At 26.2% G+C, this 19300-nt stretch carries 17 protein-coding genes and 1 other RNA gene; 16 read left to right on the top strand and 2 right to left on the bottom strand.

Going from position 1 to position 19300, the window contains the following annotated elements:
- Positions 1–222: a helix-turn-helix domain-containing protein gene (locus STURON_RS00360; RefSeq protein ID WP_075047929.1), complete on the top strand. Its 222-nt coding sequence runs from the start codon at positions 1–3 to the stop codon at positions 220–222.
- Here STURON_RS00360 and STURON_RS00365 read toward each other — a convergent pair.
- Complete coding sequence (locus STURON_RS00365; RefSeq protein WP_075047930.1) at positions 219–614, bottom strand: rhodanese-like domain-containing protein; 396 nt, start codon at positions 612–614, stop codon at positions 219–221. The two genes, STURON_RS00360 and STURON_RS00365, sit on opposite strands and share 4 nt — an antisense overlap.
- A 137-nt stretch (positions 615–751) precedes the next feature.
- Here STURON_RS00365 and secG point away from each other — a divergent pair, with 137 nt between their 5' ends.
- From secG to trmB, 7 genes are all read left to right on the top strand, one after another.
- The gene (gene secG, locus STURON_RS00370; RefSeq protein ID WP_075047931.1) at positions 752–1042 is read left to right on the top strand and encodes a preprotein translocase subunit SecG; all 291 of its coding nucleotides are present in this window, start codon (positions 752–754) and stop codon (positions 1040–1042) included.
- A gap of 24 nt (positions 1043–1066) precedes the next feature.
- Positions 1067–3163: a ribonuclease R gene (gene rnr / locus STURON_RS00375; protein WP_075047932.1), complete on the top strand. Its 2097-nt coding sequence runs from the start codon at positions 1067–1069 to the stop codon at positions 3161–3163.
- An 11-nt stretch (positions 3164–3174) separates the two neighbouring features.
- Positions 3175–3621 (top strand): SsrA-binding protein SmpB, encoded by a 447-nt coding sequence (gene smpB / locus STURON_RS00380; protein ID WP_075047933.1) that lies wholly within the window; start codon positions 3175–3177, stop codon positions 3619–3621.
- Positions 3622–3659: 38 nt separating this feature from the next.
- Positions 3660–4058, top strand: a transfer-messenger RNA (tmRNA) gene (ssrA, locus tag STURON_RS00385).
- 227 nt (positions 4059–4285) lie between these two features.
- The gene (locus STURON_RS00390) at positions 4286–6055 is read left to right on the top strand and encodes an EAL domain-containing protein (RefSeq protein WP_158500502.1); all 1770 of its coding nucleotides are present in this window, start codon (positions 4286–4288) and stop codon (positions 6053–6055) included.
- Between the two features lie 9 nt (positions 6056–6064).
- Positions 6065–7519, top strand: coding sequence for a magnesium transporter (gene mgtE / locus STURON_RS00395; protein ID WP_075047935.1), 1455 nt, complete (start codon positions 6065–6067; stop codon positions 7517–7519).
- A gap of 7 nt (positions 7520–7526) precedes the next feature.
- The gene (trmB, locus tag STURON_RS00400) at positions 7527–8171 is read left to right on the top strand and encodes a tRNA (guanosine(46)-N7)-methyltransferase TrmB (protein WP_075047936.1); all 645 of its coding nucleotides are present in this window, start codon (positions 7527–7529) and stop codon (positions 8169–8171) included.
- Here the strand turns inward: trmB and STURON_RS00405 are convergent.
- A complete protein-coding gene (locus tag STURON_RS00405; RefSeq protein WP_075047937.1) occupies positions 8161–8703 on the bottom strand; it encodes a hypothetical protein in 543 nt (180 codons plus the stop codon). The genes trmB and STURON_RS00405 overlap by 11 nt on opposite strands.
- Positions 8704–8841: 138 nt before the next feature.
- Here STURON_RS00405 and deoD point away from each other — a divergent pair, with 138 nt between their 5' ends.
- The 8 genes from deoD to adhE all read left to right on the top strand — a co-directional run bounded on the left by deoD (position 8842) and on the right by adhE (position 19224).
- On the top strand, positions 8842–9555 hold the full coding sequence (gene deoD, locus STURON_RS00410) for a purine-nucleoside phosphorylase (protein ID WP_075047938.1): 714 nt from the start codon (positions 8842–8844) through the stop codon (positions 9553–9555).
- Between the two features lie 40 nt (positions 9556–9595).
- Positions 9596–11719: an anaerobic ribonucleoside triphosphate reductase gene (locus tag STURON_RS00415; protein ID WP_075047939.1), complete on the top strand. Its 2124-nt coding sequence runs from the start codon at positions 9596–9598 to the stop codon at positions 11717–11719.
- A complete protein-coding gene (nrdG, locus tag STURON_RS00420) occupies positions 11706–12221 on the top strand; it encodes an anaerobic ribonucleoside-triphosphate reductase activating protein (RefSeq protein WP_075047940.1) in 516 nt (171 codons plus the stop codon). The genes STURON_RS00415 and nrdG overlap by 14 nt, the downstream gene beginning before the upstream one ends.
- Before the next feature lie 30 nt (positions 12222–12251).
- On the top strand, positions 12252–13208 hold the full coding sequence (gene tsaD, locus STURON_RS00425) for a tRNA (adenosine(37)-N6)-threonylcarbamoyltransferase complex transferase subunit TsaD (protein ID WP_075047941.1): 957 nt from the start codon (positions 12252–12254) through the stop codon (positions 13206–13208).
- Between the two features lie 11 nt (positions 13209–13219).
- A complete protein-coding gene (locus STURON_RS00430) occupies positions 13220–13999 on the top strand; it encodes a MurR/RpiR family transcriptional regulator (protein ID WP_075047942.1) in 780 nt (259 codons plus the stop codon).
- A gap of 8 nt (positions 14000–14007) precedes the next feature.
- Positions 14008–14913 carry a type I phosphomannose isomerase catalytic subunit gene (locus STURON_RS00435; protein ID WP_075047943.1) on the top strand — a complete coding sequence of 302 codons (906 nt, stop codon included), beginning with the start codon at positions 14008–14010 and terminating at the stop codon, positions 14911–14913.
- Between the two features lie 73 nt (positions 14914–14986).
- A complete protein-coding gene (asnS, locus tag STURON_RS00440) occupies positions 14987–16351 on the top strand; it encodes an asparagine--tRNA ligase (RefSeq protein WP_075047944.1) in 1365 nt (454 codons plus the stop codon).
- A gap of 269 nt (positions 16352–16620) precedes the next feature.
- The gene (adhE, locus tag STURON_RS00445) at positions 16621–19224 is read left to right on the top strand and encodes a bifunctional acetaldehyde-CoA/alcohol dehydrogenase (RefSeq protein WP_236681161.1); all 2604 of its coding nucleotides are present in this window, start codon (positions 16621–16623) and stop codon (positions 19222–19224) included.
- The last annotated feature ends 76 nt before the right edge of the window (positions 19225–19300 follow it).

Below are 19300 nucleotides of genomic sequence, written 5' to 3' on the forward strand. Positions count from 1 at the left end.
ATGGAAAGAAACAATATTTTAGAAATTTTTAGTTATAATATGAAACGTTTAAGACAAAATGCAAAAATCACTCAAGAAGAATTAAGTTTTAGATCAGGATTGCACAAAAATTATATATCAGATGCTGAAAGAGGTAAAAGAAATATATCACTAAAAGCAATTGAAAAGTTAGCAAAAGGTCTTGAAATAGAATTAACAGAATTCTTTTTATTAAATAATTAATAAACAATTACTTTAGTATAATCATCATAAAAAGGATGATTTCTTATATTTTTATAACCAATATTTAAAAGTCTTACTTTGAATCCTTTTCTTTTAAGATTTTTATAAATATTCAAATTGCTTCTATAATCATTACTGATTAGAAGTATTTTTTTATTCTTATCAATTTTCTTAAAGTAATTAAAATTAAAAGTTCAATAAGGAATGTTTGTGGTGTTAATTAAATGATGTTCTTCGTACTCAACATTATTTCTTAAATCAACCACCTGTCAATTTTTATTATTAATTATACTTTTTAACTTTTTTGAATTAACAACCCTATACTTTTTATTAAAGGAATTTGATTTAAATATTTTTTGTAATAATTTAAAAATGATATCTAATCACTGCATATACAAACCTCTTTGTTAAATCTATTTTAGCATATATGTAAAACTGTTAGTATATATAAAACAAGTTATAAATCATTTATTTTTTGTATAATTTTGCAATAATATAGTAAGATATATATATTGAATGGAGGTAAAGTATGAATTTATTAGCATCAGCTTCTCAAAAAGAAATGTCTAATCAAATTATACTTGTTTTTGAAGTTATAGCATTAATTGTTTCTCTTCTTATGATAGTAGTTGGATTAATTCAAAATAAAAGTTCCCAAACAGGTTTAAGTGCTTTGAATGGTGGTAATGATGAATTGTTCTCTAACTCCAAAGAAAGAGGAACTGACAAAACAATGTCAATTTGAATGTTTAGTTTAGGTATAATTTTATTTGTAGTAACAATAGTAATTGGTATAATAACAAACACTATTCTTAAATAGTGTTTTTTCATAGAGGATAGAATTTTGGAAAATAAAATATTAAATTACCTAAAAAAAAACGAATTGACAACCCTAACAGAAATCATAAACACATTTAATAATAAAGATGAAATAACAAATGTTTTAAAAAAATTAAAAGATGAATATAAAATCGGTTGGTCTAATGATAACAAAATTTATTATATTAATAACAAATATAAAATTGGTTCTATTAGAATTAATGACAAAGGTTTTGGATTCGTAAAAAATTTTAATAATCTAGAAGAAGATTTTTTTGTTGCGCCTAATTCATTAAATGGTTGCATTTCAACAGATGAAGTTGTTTATACTGTCGAAAAAGAATCTGATGATAGAATGAAAGCTAATATAGAAGCTATATCAAATAGAATTAAAAATTCTTTAGTTGGTGAACTTGTTAAAAGCAAGTGTGGAAGATTTATTGATTTAATAATTAGTGAACAAGGTTTTAAAAATTATAGAATTGTTATGGTTAATCAAAAAGACTTTAAATTAAAACCCGATCTTATATTAAAAGTTAAAATACTTGATGTTAGAGATAAAAAGTTATTTGTAAAAATACAAAAAATTATAGGTAATTCAAATAAGGCGATTGATCGCATAGTTTCAATTGCATATGAATTTAATATTAAACCTGAGTTTTCACCATTAGCTTTAAAACAAGCAGATGAAGTAGCTACTAAAATAGATTTTAATAATAATGAAATTAAAAGAAGATTAAAAAATTCATTAACAAATAAATGCTTAGTTACAATTGATGGTGAAGACTCAAAGGATTTAGATGATGCTGTATATGTTGAGAAACTAGTCAATGGTTATAAATTAATTGTTGCAATTGCAGATGTTTCTTATTATGTAAGACCATTTAGTGAACTTGATAATAGTGCACTCTTCAAAGGAAACTCAGTTTATTTAGCAAATAAAGTTATTCCAATGTTGCCTGAAAAACTTTCAAATGGTGTTTGTAGTTTAAATCCAAATGAAGATAAATTATGTATGGTTGCAGAAATTGATTTTAGTAATGATGGTAAGGTAATTAAGAAAAAAGTTTACGAATCAATTATGAATTCCAAAGCAAGACTTACTTATAATGAGGTTAACGAAATTTATAATGGCAATAATCCAAATAAAAGAAATGATGAAATTTTGGATATGTTATTTGTAGCAAAAGAACTACATGATTTTATTGAAACAGAAAGACAAAATAGAGGTTCAATAGAGTTTGAAATTTCTGAACCAAAAATAATTTTAGATAAAGAATTTAATGTTATTGATATTGTAAAAAGAAATAGAGGAATAAGTGAAAAGTTAATTGAAAATTTTATGGTAAGTGCTAATGAGGCAGTTGCAACAATTGTATTTGATAAAGAGCTACCATTCATATATAGGAACCATGATATTCCAAAAGAAGAAAGTTTAAAAGAGTGATATTCTTCTTTAAAAGCTTTGGGAATAAATGCAAAACTAAATGATAAAGAAAAATTAAACCCTAAAAAAATTCAAAGTGCATTAAACGAAATAGAATCACAAGTTAAAGATGAAACTGAGCGGGAAGTTATAAATATAACATTATTAAGATATATGGAAAAAGCAGAATATGGTCTTGATAATATTGGTCATTTTGGTTTAGCGAGTGAATGTTACACTCACTTTACTTCTCCAATCAGAAGATATAGTGATTTATTGGTTCATAGATATTTGAAACAATATATAATAGAGCATGATTTGAAAGAAAATAAACTTAAAAATAATGAGAAGTTTATCTCTAAAGCTTCAAGTATTATAAATGAAACTGAAAGAAATGCTGTTTCTGCTGAACGTGAAGTAAATAAAGTTTGTATGTGTGAATTCATGAAAGATAAAATAAATTTTGAATATAGTGGTGTAATTTCAGCAGTGTTAAAGTTTGGTATTTTTGTCCAATTATCAAATTGTGTAGAAGGATTGGTTCATATATCAGAACTTAAAGACTATGTTTATGACACTGAAAAAGGCATTATGATTAATAAGAACAATAATACTTTAAGACTTGGACAAATTGTTAAAGTTAAAGTAAAAAATGCAGATGTTAAAAAAAGAGTTATTGATTTTGTTTTAATTTAAAGGAGCATTTTATGGGAGAGTATGTAATATTAAAAAATAAAAAAGCATATTTTAACTATTTTATCCTTGAAACTTTTGAGGCTGGTTTGGTATTATCGGGACCAGAAATTAAATCGATAAGAGCAAAAAATGTATCAATTGATGAATCATTTATTCTTATTAGAAAAGGTATTCCTGAAATAATTAACATGAATATAAAGAAGTATGAATTCGCAAATAATATTTATTTTGATGCAACCAGAAATAGAACTTTACTTTTACACAAAAAGCAAATTAAAAAAATTATTCAACAAGTCAAACTTGAAAAACTAACAATAGTTCCACTCAAACTGTATTTAAAAGGGAACTTTGCTAAACTTGAGATTGGGCTTGCAAAAGGTAAAAAATTATATGATAAAAGAGAGGTAATTAAAAAACGTGATGTTGAAAGAAAATTACAAAGATTTACAAAAAATTAATAAAAAAATTTTGGCAAAATGTTTTATAATTATCTTATGGGGGTGTCCTGGTTTCGACAGGATATTTTCACTCATAGTTGCAGTGGTTTGGTAGACCTAAATACTTCTAGGTTTGATAAAATGCAAACGAAAATAAAAACGAGTTTGAAATGCCAGCATTCATGATCAATAATGCATCAGCTGGAGTTGCATTAGCAGCTTAATAAGCAAAGGCTTATAGCATTCAACGTTAAAATGTGTTTTTGTGCTTCATATTTTAACGTATTACCTAGTACAATAGAGTTTAATTAGTGGGAATTAAACTTGAATCTCAAATCCACAAAAACTTGTAGAAGTTTTGTTAGTTTATTTCTACAAGTAAAACAAAACTAAATAAACTGTAGAAGCTATGGGTCGGAGTATTTTGGACGCGGGTTCGATTCCCGCCATCTCCACCATTTTTTTATGTTCGATTAAAGAATAAGAAAGGTTTGTGATTATTATGGATATATGATCTTCAATATTGATAATTCTTTCTTATTCCTTGATAATTTTTGTCTTTTATTTATTTACTTGAGGATTCTCAAGACATTTATTTGCTAAAATTAGTTTATATTATCAATTTTTTTTAGGAATCATTTTTGGTTTTTTATCAACATTTACAATAGCTATAAGTAGTATAATCATGGCAGATAAAACCAATTTGTTTTTAACAATATTTGTTCCAGTTATTTCATTTTGACTATTAGTGTTTTTTGTAAGTTGATATGCATCTATAGGAGTCGCTACTTGAAACATACTAAATCTATTTGTATTTTCAAGTTTATTTTCACAATATTTTGGTTCTATAAATGAAGGGTTTTCAAGAACTTTAATTATTATTTTTTATACAGTTCCATTTATAACAAGTATTTTGAAAAGATATTTTTTAAAGAAAACCTCTTTATGATTGTTGGTCTCATTAAACATACTAACTATTTTCATTGCTTTATTATCATGAAACTTTATAGAAAACAATATAGAATCGTTAAATCTTAAAATGTTAATAGTTTTAATAACAACATTTGTTTCATACATAATTTATTTATTAGCTCAGACAGTAGACCAGATCTATATTCATGCTTTAAAATTACAAAATATTGTTGTCTATGAAAATGAACATTATTTAAACTTTTCATCTGCACATTTTCAAATACTTGATTTAATAATGCAAAAAAAAATTAGATATGCAATCTATTGTAACTTTTACATTGCTAGTTTTGAAAAGTTTGAAAACAAGGTTAGTAATGTAATTAGAGATTATATATTTAGCAGTGTAGCAAGCGATTGTTATAATAACATAACTAAAAACTTTGATAATGCAATTTTTTTTAAACCTAATTATAAAACGTTTGGTGTTTTTATCCCTCTAGGTAACGATGTCAATTTACAAATAGATAAAAATAAAGATTTATTAAAATTGTTTAAATTATTCCAAAGTATAAAAAATGTATTTACAATTAAAAATCATAAAATAAAAATAAATATTAGGAGTGCTAACAGCATTTATGGTATACATTCAAATGATTTAGATAAATTAAGTGATTTCAATAATTATTTAATTAAGAATCAAGCAACAATTGTTGATGATTTTAATCTAATAGCTAAACCAAACGAAATTTTATTAGATAAAAATAAAATTAGAAAAATCGCTTCATTAAATGAGGTTGTTAATTTAAATTTACACACAACCTTATATGAACCTATTTATAATATTATTAATTGAAGTTTTGAAGGATATTATTTAAATGGGATGATTAATGGCGAAGAATTTGATTCATCCAATTTTAAACCAAATGAAAAATTAATTGATGATATGGGGTTATCAAGTTTATTTTTAAGATATATTAGTCTGAATTCTTTGAAAGATTTATCAAGAAAATATTCAAAAGAAATAATCCAAAAACTAATTTTTGTTAACTATGATAGTGACTATTTGTCAAGTTCGGAATTTGATAAAGACGAATTTTTATTTAAATTAAAAAACCTTAAACTAAATTTAAAAAACATTGTATTAAATTTTAAAATGGATAAAGAAATCAATAATAAAGTTGTTTTAAAAAACAATATAATGTTTTTAAAGAGTAATAACTTTAAAATTTCAATATCAAACTTTGGAACCGAACTATCTGATTATGGTTTAATCCATTGTTATGAACCTGATTTTATTTTTTTAGTCGAAGAGGTTTCACAGCATATAAATGGAAATGAATTTTATAAACAAATCATATTAGAAGCAATAAAAATTTCAGAAAAAATTGAATCTAAGATTATTGCAACTGGCGTTAATAGTTATATAATATACAAAAGGTTAAAAGAATTAGGTATTAAAAATTTTATGGGAGACTTAATTGGAAGCTCTTCAGAATTAAAATTAGAAGTACCAGAAGAACTTAATTATTTATTGAAAAAGTAAAGGAAAAATATGAGTACGGATACGAAAAATCAAGAAATTATAGATAAAATAAATGAGTTTATTGACAAACATGATGTTAAAAGTTTAAGAGATTATGTAGATAAATATTATCCATATGACTTAGCAGAAGCTTTATATGAATTAGAAGAGAATAAAATCATTCTTTTAATCAGACTTCTTACAACCGATCAAAGTGCGGAGTTATTTCCTTATCTTGATCCAGAAATTCAAGAAGAAGTAATTGCAGCAATGAACTCTAAAGAAATAAGTGAAATCTTTGAAAATTTATATAGTGATGATATTGTAGATATTCTCGAAGAAATGCCTTCAAACATTGTTAAAAAAATATTAAGGTCATCAACACCTGAGTCTAGAGCTCAATTGAACACAATTTTAAAATATGATGATGACACTGTTGGTAGCATTATGAATGTTGAATATATTAGATTCAGAGATAATTGAACTATTAAGGAATGTATTGAAGAGTTAAAAAATAACATTGATTCATTAGAAGAGCAAAACACTTTTTTTGTTGTTGATAAACTAAATAACTTAAAAGGAGTTGTTGATCTTAAATCTTTACTATTTGAAAGTCACGAATTGAAAGTAAATGATGTAATGGACGAAAGATTTATTTCAGCTTATACAAGAGATCATCAAGAAACAGTTATTGATTTATTTAAAAAATATGAATTATCAATAATACCTGTGACAAATAGTCAAAAAAAACTTGTAGGAGTTGTAACTTTTGATGATGTATTCGAAGTTATTGAAGAAGAAGTTACTGAAGATATTCATAAAATGGCTGCAATTACTCCTACTGAGGATGAATATTTTAAAACAAGCATATGAAAAATGATGAAGTCAAGATGTATATGACTAATATTGTTAATGACATTAGCAACATTTACTCAAGTGATTATATTTTTATTCTTAAAGGCTTTTATAAATTTAGACATTGATAATAACGGTTCATTAAATATAATGTCAGGATTTTTTTATATTGTAATTATGATTCTTCCCATTACAAATGTAATATCAAGCACTTCAGGTAACAGTGTAATCCAATCATCAACTATGGTTGTTCGGGCAATGTCATTAAAAGAAGTAACAACAAAAGATTTTGGTAGAGTACTTTGAAAAGAATTTAGAGTTTCAATCCTAACAGGTTTAGTTCTTGTTTTTATAAATTTAATACGATCACTTATAATTTATGCGATTCAATTTAAAGGTGACTTATCAGGTGCAATTGTATGATATACTATCGCAATTACATCAATTGCTCTCTTTTTAAGTTTAATAATTTCAAAACTTGTCGGTGGATTATTACCATTAATAGCAAAAAAAATGAAGTTAGATCCAGCTATAATGGCTTCACCAATTCTTTCAACCTTTATTGATATGGTTTCTGTAACTATATTTTTTGGAATAACATATGTATTTTATGTAAACGTAATACTATAGGAGAAAAATGAGATTAAGAAATAAAAATTGAACGATTGATTTTATAAAAAACAACTCTATATGAATGTTATCTAACAAAAACTATGAAGAATGTAATAACAAATTTGATAACAATAACGATATAAATATAGAGATAGGATGTGGCAAAGGAAATTTTATTATTCAAAAATCAACTACGAATGACTTAAATTTTATTGCTATTGAAAAAGAAAGAACAGTAATTGGTGTGGCTTTAAAAAAGGCTATTAGTAATTTTGAAACACCAAAAAATAATTTAAGATTTCTAAATCTTGATGCACTAAGTCTGGATACTTTTTTTTCAAATGAATCTATATATAAAATTTATTTAAATTTTTCAGACCCTTGGCCAAAAAAAAGACATACAAAATATAGACTTACATTTATAAAATATTTAGATTTATATTATAGGTTATTGAAAAAAAATGGTTCAATAGAAATGAAAACAGATAATGAAAATTTATATTTATTTACACTAGAAGAGGTTAAAAAAACTAATTTTAAAGTAATTTTAAATTGTGATGATTTGTATTCTAATCAAGAATTATTAACTGACAATATTGCTACAGAATATGAAACAAAATTTCATTCTGAAGGAAAAAAAATAAAAAAAATAGTCTTAATTAAAGAATAGAGTTTTCTTTACTTTTCTTATAGTACTCTATGTATTTAATTTTAAAGTCCTCAATTTGATTAATTAAGTAAGCAGTTACACCGAAGTACAATCAAAGGTAGACTGAATTTATACATAATAAAATTAAATACACCCAAAAGGTTTTCTTAGCAACGCTTAATCATGAATCTTTAGTTATTATTGACCCACTAGATAGTTCAACAAAATAAGCTACTACAACTAAAATTATTAAAAAAATATTTGAAAATGAAGATTTTATTACAGTTACTTCATAATCTGAATTATCATCTTCTTTTGTTATTTCAATTTTGTAAAATAAGCTTACTGAAGACTTACTTAAATTAATCATTGTTGCAATAAAATAAATTAATAGAAAATTAAGCTCAATTATGCAACAGTATACTACTTTATCTTTTTTTTCTAAGGGTAGTACTAAAATTATCACTAATGAAATTAATACCATAACAAAAGTTATTGAACCAAACCAAAGGATTGGCTTCTTTATTGGCTTCTTTATTAAGTTAAAATCCATATATTTCACCTAAATTTAATTATATATAAATATTTAAATATTTTAAGTATAATAAATTTATACTAAAAAACATTTAGTTTAAATATGGGTTTTTAAAGTTTATAAATGGTTTATTTTTTATTAAAGAAAGGATTAATAATGACACCACATATAAGTGCTAAAAAAGAGGAAATAGGGAGTATAGTTTTAATGCCCGGCGACCCTTTAAGAGCAAAAAAAATAGCAGAAACTTTTTTAGAAGATTATAAACTAGTAAATGAAACAAGAAATATGTATATATACACAGGTTTTTATAAAGGAAACAAAATCACTATTGCAGGTAGTGGAATGGGTTGCCCAAGCATCGGGATTTATTCATATGAACTTTTTAAGTTTTATGATGTTGATTATATTATAAGGGTTGGGTCAGCTGGTAGTTATAATGAAAAGATAAATGTATATGATATTTATAATGTTAAAGATGCTTTTGGCGAAAATAATTATGCTAAACTTGCTGCAAACATAGATGAAACTATTATTCCAGCCAGTAAAGAAGTTTTTGAAAAAATAAATGATGTAGCTGAAAGACTTAAATATAATATATTTACTGGAACAGCACACTCTTCTGATGTTTTTTACAGATTAGGGGACTCTCTTGAATTTGCTAATAAAAATAATTTAGATGTTGTTGAAATGGAGTCTTTTGCTTTATTTGCTAATGCAATAGTTACCAATAAGAAAGCAGGTTGTTTATTAACTGTCTCTGATAGTTTCATAACTAATCAAATAACAACTTCTGAAGAAAGACAAAATAATTTTATGAAAATGTGTGAATTAGCATTGGAATCATCAATAGAATTACTAAACAATTAATTATGTTATAATATTAATCTATAAAAATGGAGGTAATTGTATGACAAACACAAAAAATTTATCTAATGAAATATCATCAATAATATCAGTTGAAAATAATGATTTAAAAAATGAAAATGCTAACATGAGTGGAGATACTCCAAGTGGAAAAATGATGAAATTTGCATCAATTACTTCAAAAGAGTATGCTTTAGATAATTTACTTGAAAAAAAAATCGCAGATCTACATAGAAAATCACTTATACATATTCATGATTTAGATTATTATGCTACAAAATCTGCAACTTGTGTTCAATATAATCTTGATGAAATCTTTAAAAATGGTTTTTACACAAGAAATGGTTACATTAGAGAACCCAAATCTATTGCTGTATATGCAGAACTTGCTGCAATTGTATTTCAAACTGCTCAAAATGAGATGCATGGTGGACAAGCAATACCAGCATTTGACTTTTTTATGGCAAAAGGAGTAGCTAAGTCATTTATAAAAAGATTATTTGAAAACATTATTTCATATCTTGAAATCTTAGATGTAAACTTTGAAAGCGAAGTATTAAGAAATATAATTGAAAGTGCTGATTATATTGGATTGAACAACACAAATGTGGATAAACTATATGAAGAACTTAAATCATTTGAAATTCCTAAAAAAGTTGTTCAAAAACTTGTTAATAATGCAAACAAAAAAGTTATATCTGACACAGACCAAGCTATGGAAGGTTTTATTTACAACCTAAATACCCAGCATTCTAGAGGTGGAAATCAAGTTGTTTTCTCATCAATAAATTTAGGTACTGATACTTCAAATGAAGGTAGACAAGTTATAAAATCTTTATTTAAAGCACTTAGAAACGGATTAGGAAATGGTGAAACATCAATATTTCCAATAGTTATTTTTAAAGTTAAAGAAGGTATTAACTTTTCAGACTTAGATAAAAAAAGAGCTGACAATTTGAACCAAAACGATTGAGATAGTATAAATGACTGAAATACTAGAAACTTTGACTTATTTTTAGATGCTTTAAAAACAACAAGTACAAGATTATTTCCTAATTTTATGTTTTTAGATCAACCTTATAATAAACATGAAAAATGAGATATTAATGATGAAAATAGATGAATGTTTGAACCTGCAACCATGGGATGTAGAACAAGAGTTTTTGAAAATATTAATGGTGAAAAAACAAGCGTTGGTAGAGGAAATCTTTCATTCACATCTATAAATTTACCTTATTTAGCTTTAGAACTTTTAGAAGAAAAAGGATTATTGATTAATTCTTATATTGATAGAGAAAGAACTAATAGAGATGAAATAAAGTTTTTATTTCTTAACAAAGTAAATAAAATTTCAAATGATATTTGTCAACAATTATATAATAGATATAAATTTCAAATATCTGCAATTGCAAAAGAATTCCCATTTTTAATGAAAAATAATGTTTTAACTGGTGGAGAATTGTTAAAGGTAAATGACAGTGTTGAAGAAGTGTTTTTAAAAGGAACTCTAACAATTGGATTTGTAGGTTTAGCAGAAAGTTTAAAGGCACTTATTGGATTGCATCATGGAGAAAGTGATGAAGCACAAGATCTTGGTTTAGAAGTCGTTAAAGAAATGAATAAAGTTGCACAGGAATGAAAAGAAAAGACACACTTAAATTATGGAGTTATAGCAACTCCTGCTGAATCAGTCGCAGGTAGAATGGCTAAAATTACAAAATCAAGATTTGGTACAATAAATGAAGTAACATCAAGAGATTACTTTACAAATTCTAATCACGTTCCAGTTTATTACAATTTGACAGCATATAAAAAAATTATAATTGAAGCTGCCTACCACGAACTTACTTTGGGTGGAAATATTAGTTATATTGAATTAGATGGAGAAGCTAAAAAAAATCTACATGCAATCTTATCTGTTGTTGATTTTATGAAAAAAAGTGGTATAAATTATGGTAGCTTAAACCATCCAGTTGATAGATGTAAAAAATGCCATTACACATCATTAATTCAATTAAATTGTCCAAAATGTGGTGCAAATGACATTTCAAGAACTAGAAGAATTACTGGTTATTTAGTTGGTGATTTAGATGGATGAAACTCAGGAAAACAAGCCGAAGAAAGCGAGAGAGTAAAACATTTAAAACAATATAATGAAAATTCTTAAAATATTTAAGGAAACAATAAGCGATGGACCTGGAATTAGATATTCAATATATGTTGCTGGCTGTTTACACGCTTGCAAAGGCTGCCATAATTTATTAAGTTGAAGCTTTAAACTAGGTAAGGATTTTGATCAAAATTATGAAAAGCAAATAATTTCTGACTTGAAATCAAACCCACTTTTGAGCGGTGTTACATTTTCTGGTGGCGACCCAATGTTTAGTGCAAAAGAAGTTTATAAATTAATAAAAAGAATAAAAAAAGAAACGGGTCTTAACATCTGATTGTATACAGGATTTACCATTGAGGAAATTTATAATCAAAGAAATAATGGTGAAGAAGAACTATATAGATTTAAAATATTACATGAAATTGATATTTTAGTTGATGGTAGATGAGTTCAAGAACTTTATGACCCTTCATTAGATTTTCGTGGTAGTAGCAATCAACGCTTAATTGACACAAAAAAATGATTGATAGATATAAAAAACAATAAAAACCTTTAATTGGTTTTTTTTATGAAATGGGGTTTTTTAATGCTAATATTAGCCATAGAGTCCAGTTGTGATGAGTTTAGTGTCTCTGTTATGGAAAATGGAATAATTAAGTCTAACATAATATCGAGTCAAATCAAAGATCACATAATACATGGTGGAGTCGTTCCTGAGTTAGCTTCCAGACTTCATACTAAAAACTTCCCATTTGTATTGATTGATGCTATAAATGAGAGTGGAATAAAAATAGAAGATGTTGATTATATTGCATATACTAATAACCCAGGTTTAATAGGTAGTTTAATAATTGGTAGGTTAGTTGCAAATACAATTGGTTATTATTATAAAATTCCTACTATTCCTTTAAACCATATGGAAGGTCATATTTATTCTGCAAATATCGAGGAAAAATTTACTTATCCAGTTTTGTCTTTAGTTGTTAGTGGCGGTCACACACAAATACAATTTATAAAAAAACCACTAAAATTTGATATAATAGGTTCAACTATTGATGATGCTATAGGTGAGTGTTTTGATAAAGTTGCAAGGGTACTAGGACTACCTTATCCAGGTGGTCCAGAAATTGATAAAAGAGCAAAACTTGGAAGAGATGATGCTTATATATTTCCTAAAATGAAAATCATTGATAAATTTAATTACTCCTTCTCTGGTTTAAAAACAGCAAGTATTAATCTAATAAGAAAAGCTATGTCAAATAATTCGTTAGAAATTAATGATTTTTGTGCTTCTTTTCAAAAAAGTGCTATTGATTATTTACTTGAAGGGTTTGAAAATGCAATAAATTATTTTAAACCTAAAACAATATCTTTAGCAGGTGGAGTTAGTGCTAATAATTTTTTAAGAAATAGAATTTTTTCCATTGGAACCAAGTATAATATATTTAAGATACTAGTACCGAATCTTAAGTATTGTACAGATAATGCAGCCATGATTGCAGAATTATGTAATGAATATATAAAGAAAGAATTTAAAACATAAGGAGAGAAATAATGAGGTCTTTTTTAAGTAAGTTAACTACTATTGATGAAAATGATTTGACAATTAAAGAAAAGAAAATTGTAGATTTTATAAAAAGTCATTTAAAAGAAATTGTCGATACAAATATGAAAATAGAAAGAATGGCACAAGAGGCCGGAACAGGATATAGTGCAATTTATGGTTTATTAAAAAAATTAAATATTAAAGGATTTAGAGATTTTGCAATTTCTCTTGCTAATGATGTTGAAAACCAAAAAATAAATGTTGCAAAAAACGATGAAAATGTTGTTCAGGGTTATATTAATATAATCAAACAAAACTATGCATTAATTGAAAAAAAAGATATATTTCAAACATTAACTGTTATAAGAAATTCTTCAAGAGCTTTTATATGTTATTGAGAAAACTTATTATCAGGTCCTGCACAAGAATTATCAAACTTTTTTTATAAAAATAATTTAGATACTTTCTTATTGGATAGTGATCAAGATACTTTAAAAGAAAGAACAGATAGCTCTAAAGAAAATGATGTATTCATATTCTTTACAAGATATGGTAACTCAAGTAGATTAGATAAATTTATAACTGAAATTGGACGTAAAAATAGAAAAATAATTTATATATCTGGTAAAGTTGCGTCACCAAATATAGTTCAATATTTATCATCAATACATACATTAATTGTTGATAATCCTGACGAATCTATTTATAAAGGACATATATCTAATTCAGTTCCTTTTAATTATTTAAACGATTTATTAATATATCATTTTATGAATTCAGAGTCTTAGGAGATATTATGGCAGATATAATTAAAATTGAACCTTATTTTTCTAAAAAAATTTGGGGTGGTCAAAAATTAAAAGATTTTGGCTACAATATTGGAAATGACAATATCGGAGAAGCGTGAGTTTTAAGTGCACATCCAAATGGTATGTCTTATTTGATGCTAGATGATAAAAAAGTATCTTTACTTGATTTTTACAATACAAATAGAACTTTTTTTGGAAATTATCCAGGAGAATTTCCAATTTTAGCTAAAATAATTACTGCTAATGATAATTTATCAGTCCAAGTTCACCCTACTGATGAGTATGCATTAAGAAAGCACAACTCTCTTGGTAAACCTGAAAGTTGATACATTATAGATTGTGAAGAAAACTCTAAATTAATTTATGGTCATTCAGCAAAAAACATTGGTGAATTTAAAAAAGCTATAGAAGATAATAAATGAGATTCAATTTTAAATAAAGTAAGTATTAAAAAAGGGGATTTTTTATATGTTGAACCAGGTAAAATTCACGCCATAACACCAAATGTAACTCTTTTTGAGTTACAAAGGTCTAGTGATATAACATATAGGCTTTATGATTATGATAGAATTGATAATGGAAAAAAAAGAGAATTACATATAGAAGACTCTTTAAATAACATTGTCATACCTGATACTATGGAAAATATTATTACAGATAAAAAAGACTTTAATTTTGAATCTGAATTTTTTTCTATTAACAAAATAAATGTCCAAGAAAAATTTACTTACATAAAACCTTTAGATGCTAAATGAATGAACTTTACAATACTAAGTGGTGAAGGTAAAATTAATAATGTAAAATTAAAAGCCGGGGATACAGCAATATGTGACTCGCTACTAGAATTTTTTGAGATTAAAGGTAAAATAGAGATAATATTTTATTGAGTTTAGTTTTAATTTAAATAAAAGTAGCAACTAATTTAATTATTTAAACAATTATTATAAATTTAAAAAAGGAGACATCATGGAAATTTATGAACTATTAAAAGGGAAAAATATCAAAAATGAACAAGAAGTTAAAGTCGTTGCAAGAGTTAGATCTAATAGACCTGGTAAAGCAGTAGGATTTTTAGTTATAAATGATGGTACAAGTTTACTTGATTTACAAGTTGTTTATAAAAGCAATCTTGATAATTTTAATGATATTTCTCAAGTTAGAGTTAGTTCTATAATTGAAGTAATAGGTAAAATCCTTTTAACACCTGATAAAGAACAAAAACTTGAGATTCAAGCTGAAGACATAGTCATATTAGATGAAGCTTCACAAGACTATCCCTTACAAAAGAAAGAACATTCACTAGAGTTTTTAAGAGAAATATCTCATCTTAGGTCAAGAACAAAAACTTTCCAATCTATATTTAAAATTAGATCAGTTGCAGCATATGCAATTCATAGGTTTTTCCAGGAAGAAAACTATGTATATGTAACTACTCCAATAATTACTGAAAATGATGCAGAAGGTGCTGGGGAATCATTTATAGTTACAACATTGAAAAATGATGAATACGAAAAAGATTTCTTTGGTAAAAAAGCTTGTTTAACTGTTTCAGGCCAATTAAATGGTGAAGCATATGCTCAAGCATTTAAGAAAATTTACACATTTGGACCAACTTTTAGAGCAGAAAATTCTAATACTTCAAAACATGCAGCTGAGTTTTGGATGATTGAACCTGAAATTGCGTTCGAAGATTTAAATTTTAATATTGCACTTATCGAAAAAATGATTAAATTTATAATAAATGAAGTGTTTAACAAATGTAGTGATGAATTAGAGTTTTGTGACAAAAACTTAGAAAAAGGTTTAATAAATAAATTGAAGCACATTTCAAACTCTAATTTTGAGAGAATAACATATACAGATGCAATTGAAGTACTAAAAAAAGCTGTTGATAATGGCCAAAACTTTGAAGAAAAAAACATATTCTTTGGTTTAGATTTAGGCACAGAACATGAAAGATTTTTATGTGAAAAGCATTTTGAAAAACCAACATTTATCACAAACTACCCTAAAGAAATTAAAGCATTTTATATGAAACAAAACTCAGATGGAAAAACAGTTGCTGCAACTGATTTATTAGTTCCAGGTATTGGTGAATTAGTTGGTGGTAGTCAAAGAGAAGATAATTATGAAAAACTTGTTGCAAGATGTGAAGAATTGAAAATTGATGTTAAAGGTTTATCTTGATACAACGAATTAAGAAATTTTGGATATTATAAGTCATCAGGCTTTGGTTTGGGATTTGAAAGACTTATTATGTATATTACTGGTGCAAGCAACATTAGAGATGTTATTCCATTTCCAAGAACTCCAAGAAATTTATTATTTTAGAAATAAAAATATAATATAACTTAAAATAAATGAATTACTTAATGTTCATAAATAATATTTTAAATGTTCAATATTTTGAACATTTTTTTATTTTTGAATTGATATAAAACATAATAATTTTTATACTTTTTAATATAAATAATGAACCCCAGTATTTTTATACAAGTAGAACATCTAAAGCACTATTAGATTTTTTAACAAACAATGCAAAATTTTTAGAAAATTTTACAATTTTAGTAAAAAGAATTATAATAAAAATGGAGGAAATTATGAAGGAATTAGAAGACTTATTTAAAAAAGTGCAAGTTGCATTTGAAGAATTTTCACATTTTTCACAAGAAAAGGTGGATTATATATTCAAAATGGCAGCTCTTGCAGCAAATGAAAATAGAATTTATTTAGCAAAGTTAGCAAAAGAAGAAACAAAAATGGGAATTGTCGAAGACAAAATATTAAAAAATCATTATGCCAGTGAGTTTATATATAACAAATACAAAAACTTGCAGACTGTTGGTACCTTTATGGAAAATGAACCTGGTGGATTAGAAAAGGTTTATGAACCTATAGGTGTTGTTGGAGCTGTTATTCCAACAACAAACCCTACAGCTACTGCAATTTTTAAGTGTTTATTGTGTTTAAAAACTAGAAATGCAATTATCATATCACCACATCCAGGTGCTAAAAAATGTACTGTTGAGGCAGCAAGAATTGTTCTTGAAGCAGCTGTAAAGGCAGGGGCACCGAAAAATATTATAGGTTGGATTGAATCTCCTTCACTTGAAGGAACTGAGTATGTTATGAAAAACTCAAACATCATTCTTGCAACTGGTGGACCAGGAATGGTAAAGGCTGCATATTCTTCTGGTGTCCCAGCAATTGGTGTTGGAGCTGGTAATGCACCCGCAATAATTGACGATACTGCTAATATTGAACTTGCAACATCATCTATTGTACAATCAAACACATTTGATAACGGAGTTGTATGTGCAACAGAGAACTCGGTTATTGTACTGGAATCAATTTATGATAAGGTAGTTAAGTCTTTTGAAAAGAAAAATACTTATATAGTAACTAAAGAAGAAGAGAAAAATAAATTTAGAAAATCCATGTTTAAGGAAGGAAAGTTTGGTCTATTAAATGCTGAATTAGTTGGTAGAAGTGCATTAGAGGTTGCAAATTTAGTTGGAATAAAAGTACCTGAAACTACAAGATTTATATTAGTTGAAGCAGAAAGAACTGATCACGATGAAGCCTTAGCCCATGAAAAACTTTCAACATATGCAACATTATATAAAGCTAAAAACTTTGATGATGCAATTAAAAAAGCAGAGGATGTTCTGAAATTAGGTCCTGGGCACACAGCTTCTTTATTTATAAATAGAAAAAGCTCTGTAGAAAAAATAGATAAGTTTAAAACATTAAACCCTGGAAGATTATTAATTAACTCTCCTTCCTCATTAGGTGGAGTAGGAGATATGTATAACTTTATTTTGGAACCAAGTTTAACTCTTGGATGTGGAACAAAAGGAGGTAATTCATTTTCACAAAATGTTACACCCTTAAATTTATTAAATGTTAAATCACTTGTGGAAAGAAGAGAAAATATGCAATGACTAAGATTACCAGAAAAAATTTATCATAAATATGGTTCATTAGAAGTGGCTCTTGAAGACCTTAAAGACTGAAATATAAATAATGTGTTTATAGTTACTGATAAAGTTATAAACAAATTATATGGAAAAAGATTAACTTCAAGATTAGATGAATTAAAAATAAAATATACCATTTTTGATGATGTTGAACCAAATCCAATGTTATCAACTACTTTAAAAGGAGCAAAATTACTTGAATCTTTAAAAGCCGATGCAATAATTGGTATCGGCGGAGGTTCTTCGATGGATGCTGCTAAATTAATGTGATTATATTATGAAAGTGAAGAAGAAATTGATTTCAAAGATTTGGCTGTAACATTTGCAGATATAAGAAAAAGAATTGTTAAATATCCATTGACAGGTAGAAAATCTAAAATGATTTGTATACCAACAACTTCTGGTACTGGATCAGAAGTGACTCCATTCTCAGTTATAACTGATGATCAAGACCATAAAAAATACCCTCTTGCTGACTATTCATTAACACCAAATATGGCAATAATAGACCCTTCATTAACAATGACAGTACCTAAAGGCGCTACTAATGCTCCTGCTTTAGATGCTTTAACTCACTGTATGGAATCATATGTTTCGGTTATGTCTACTGATTATACAGATTCTTATGCCTTACAGGGGGCAAAAAACATTTTTGAATACCTACCAAGAGCATATAAAGACGGTTCAACAGATAAAGAAGCTAGAGAAAAAGTAATGAATGGTGCAGCGTTTGCAGGAATTTCATTTGCTAATGCATTTTTAGGTATTGTTCATTCACTTTCACATAAAGTCGGTGGTTATCATAATGTAATACATGGAGCTGCAAATGCTATACTTTTACCTTATGTAATAAGATATAATGCTGCATGTGTTATGGAGGGTGGAAAACAAGGTTACTTTTCACAATATGAGACACAAAACTCTATGGAAAAATATGCAAATATGGCCAAGTTTGTTGGTGTTAAAGGTAAAAGTGATGAAGAACTTGTTGATTCCTTAATAGAAAAAATACAAACTTTAACAAAAGAAGTAGAATTAAAGTCAAGCTTTAAAGATTATGGAGTAGATGAACAAGCATTTTTAAACTCTTTAGATAAGATGTCAGAAGATGCATTTGATGATCAATGCACTGGAGCAAATCCGAGATATCCATTAATAGAAGATATTAAAAAACTTTATTTAGATGCATATTATGGTAAAGAAGTACAAAAACTTGCAAAATAAAAAATACTAAAATTTACTAAATAAATTTTAGTATTTTTTATCAATAAACTATTCTCTATTTTATAAAATATATTAA

The organism is Spiroplasma turonicum, assembly GCF_001262715.1.
Lineage (GTDB): Bacteria > Bacillota_I > Bacilli_A > Mycoplasmatales > Mycoplasmataceae > Spiroplasma_A > Spiroplasma_A turonicum.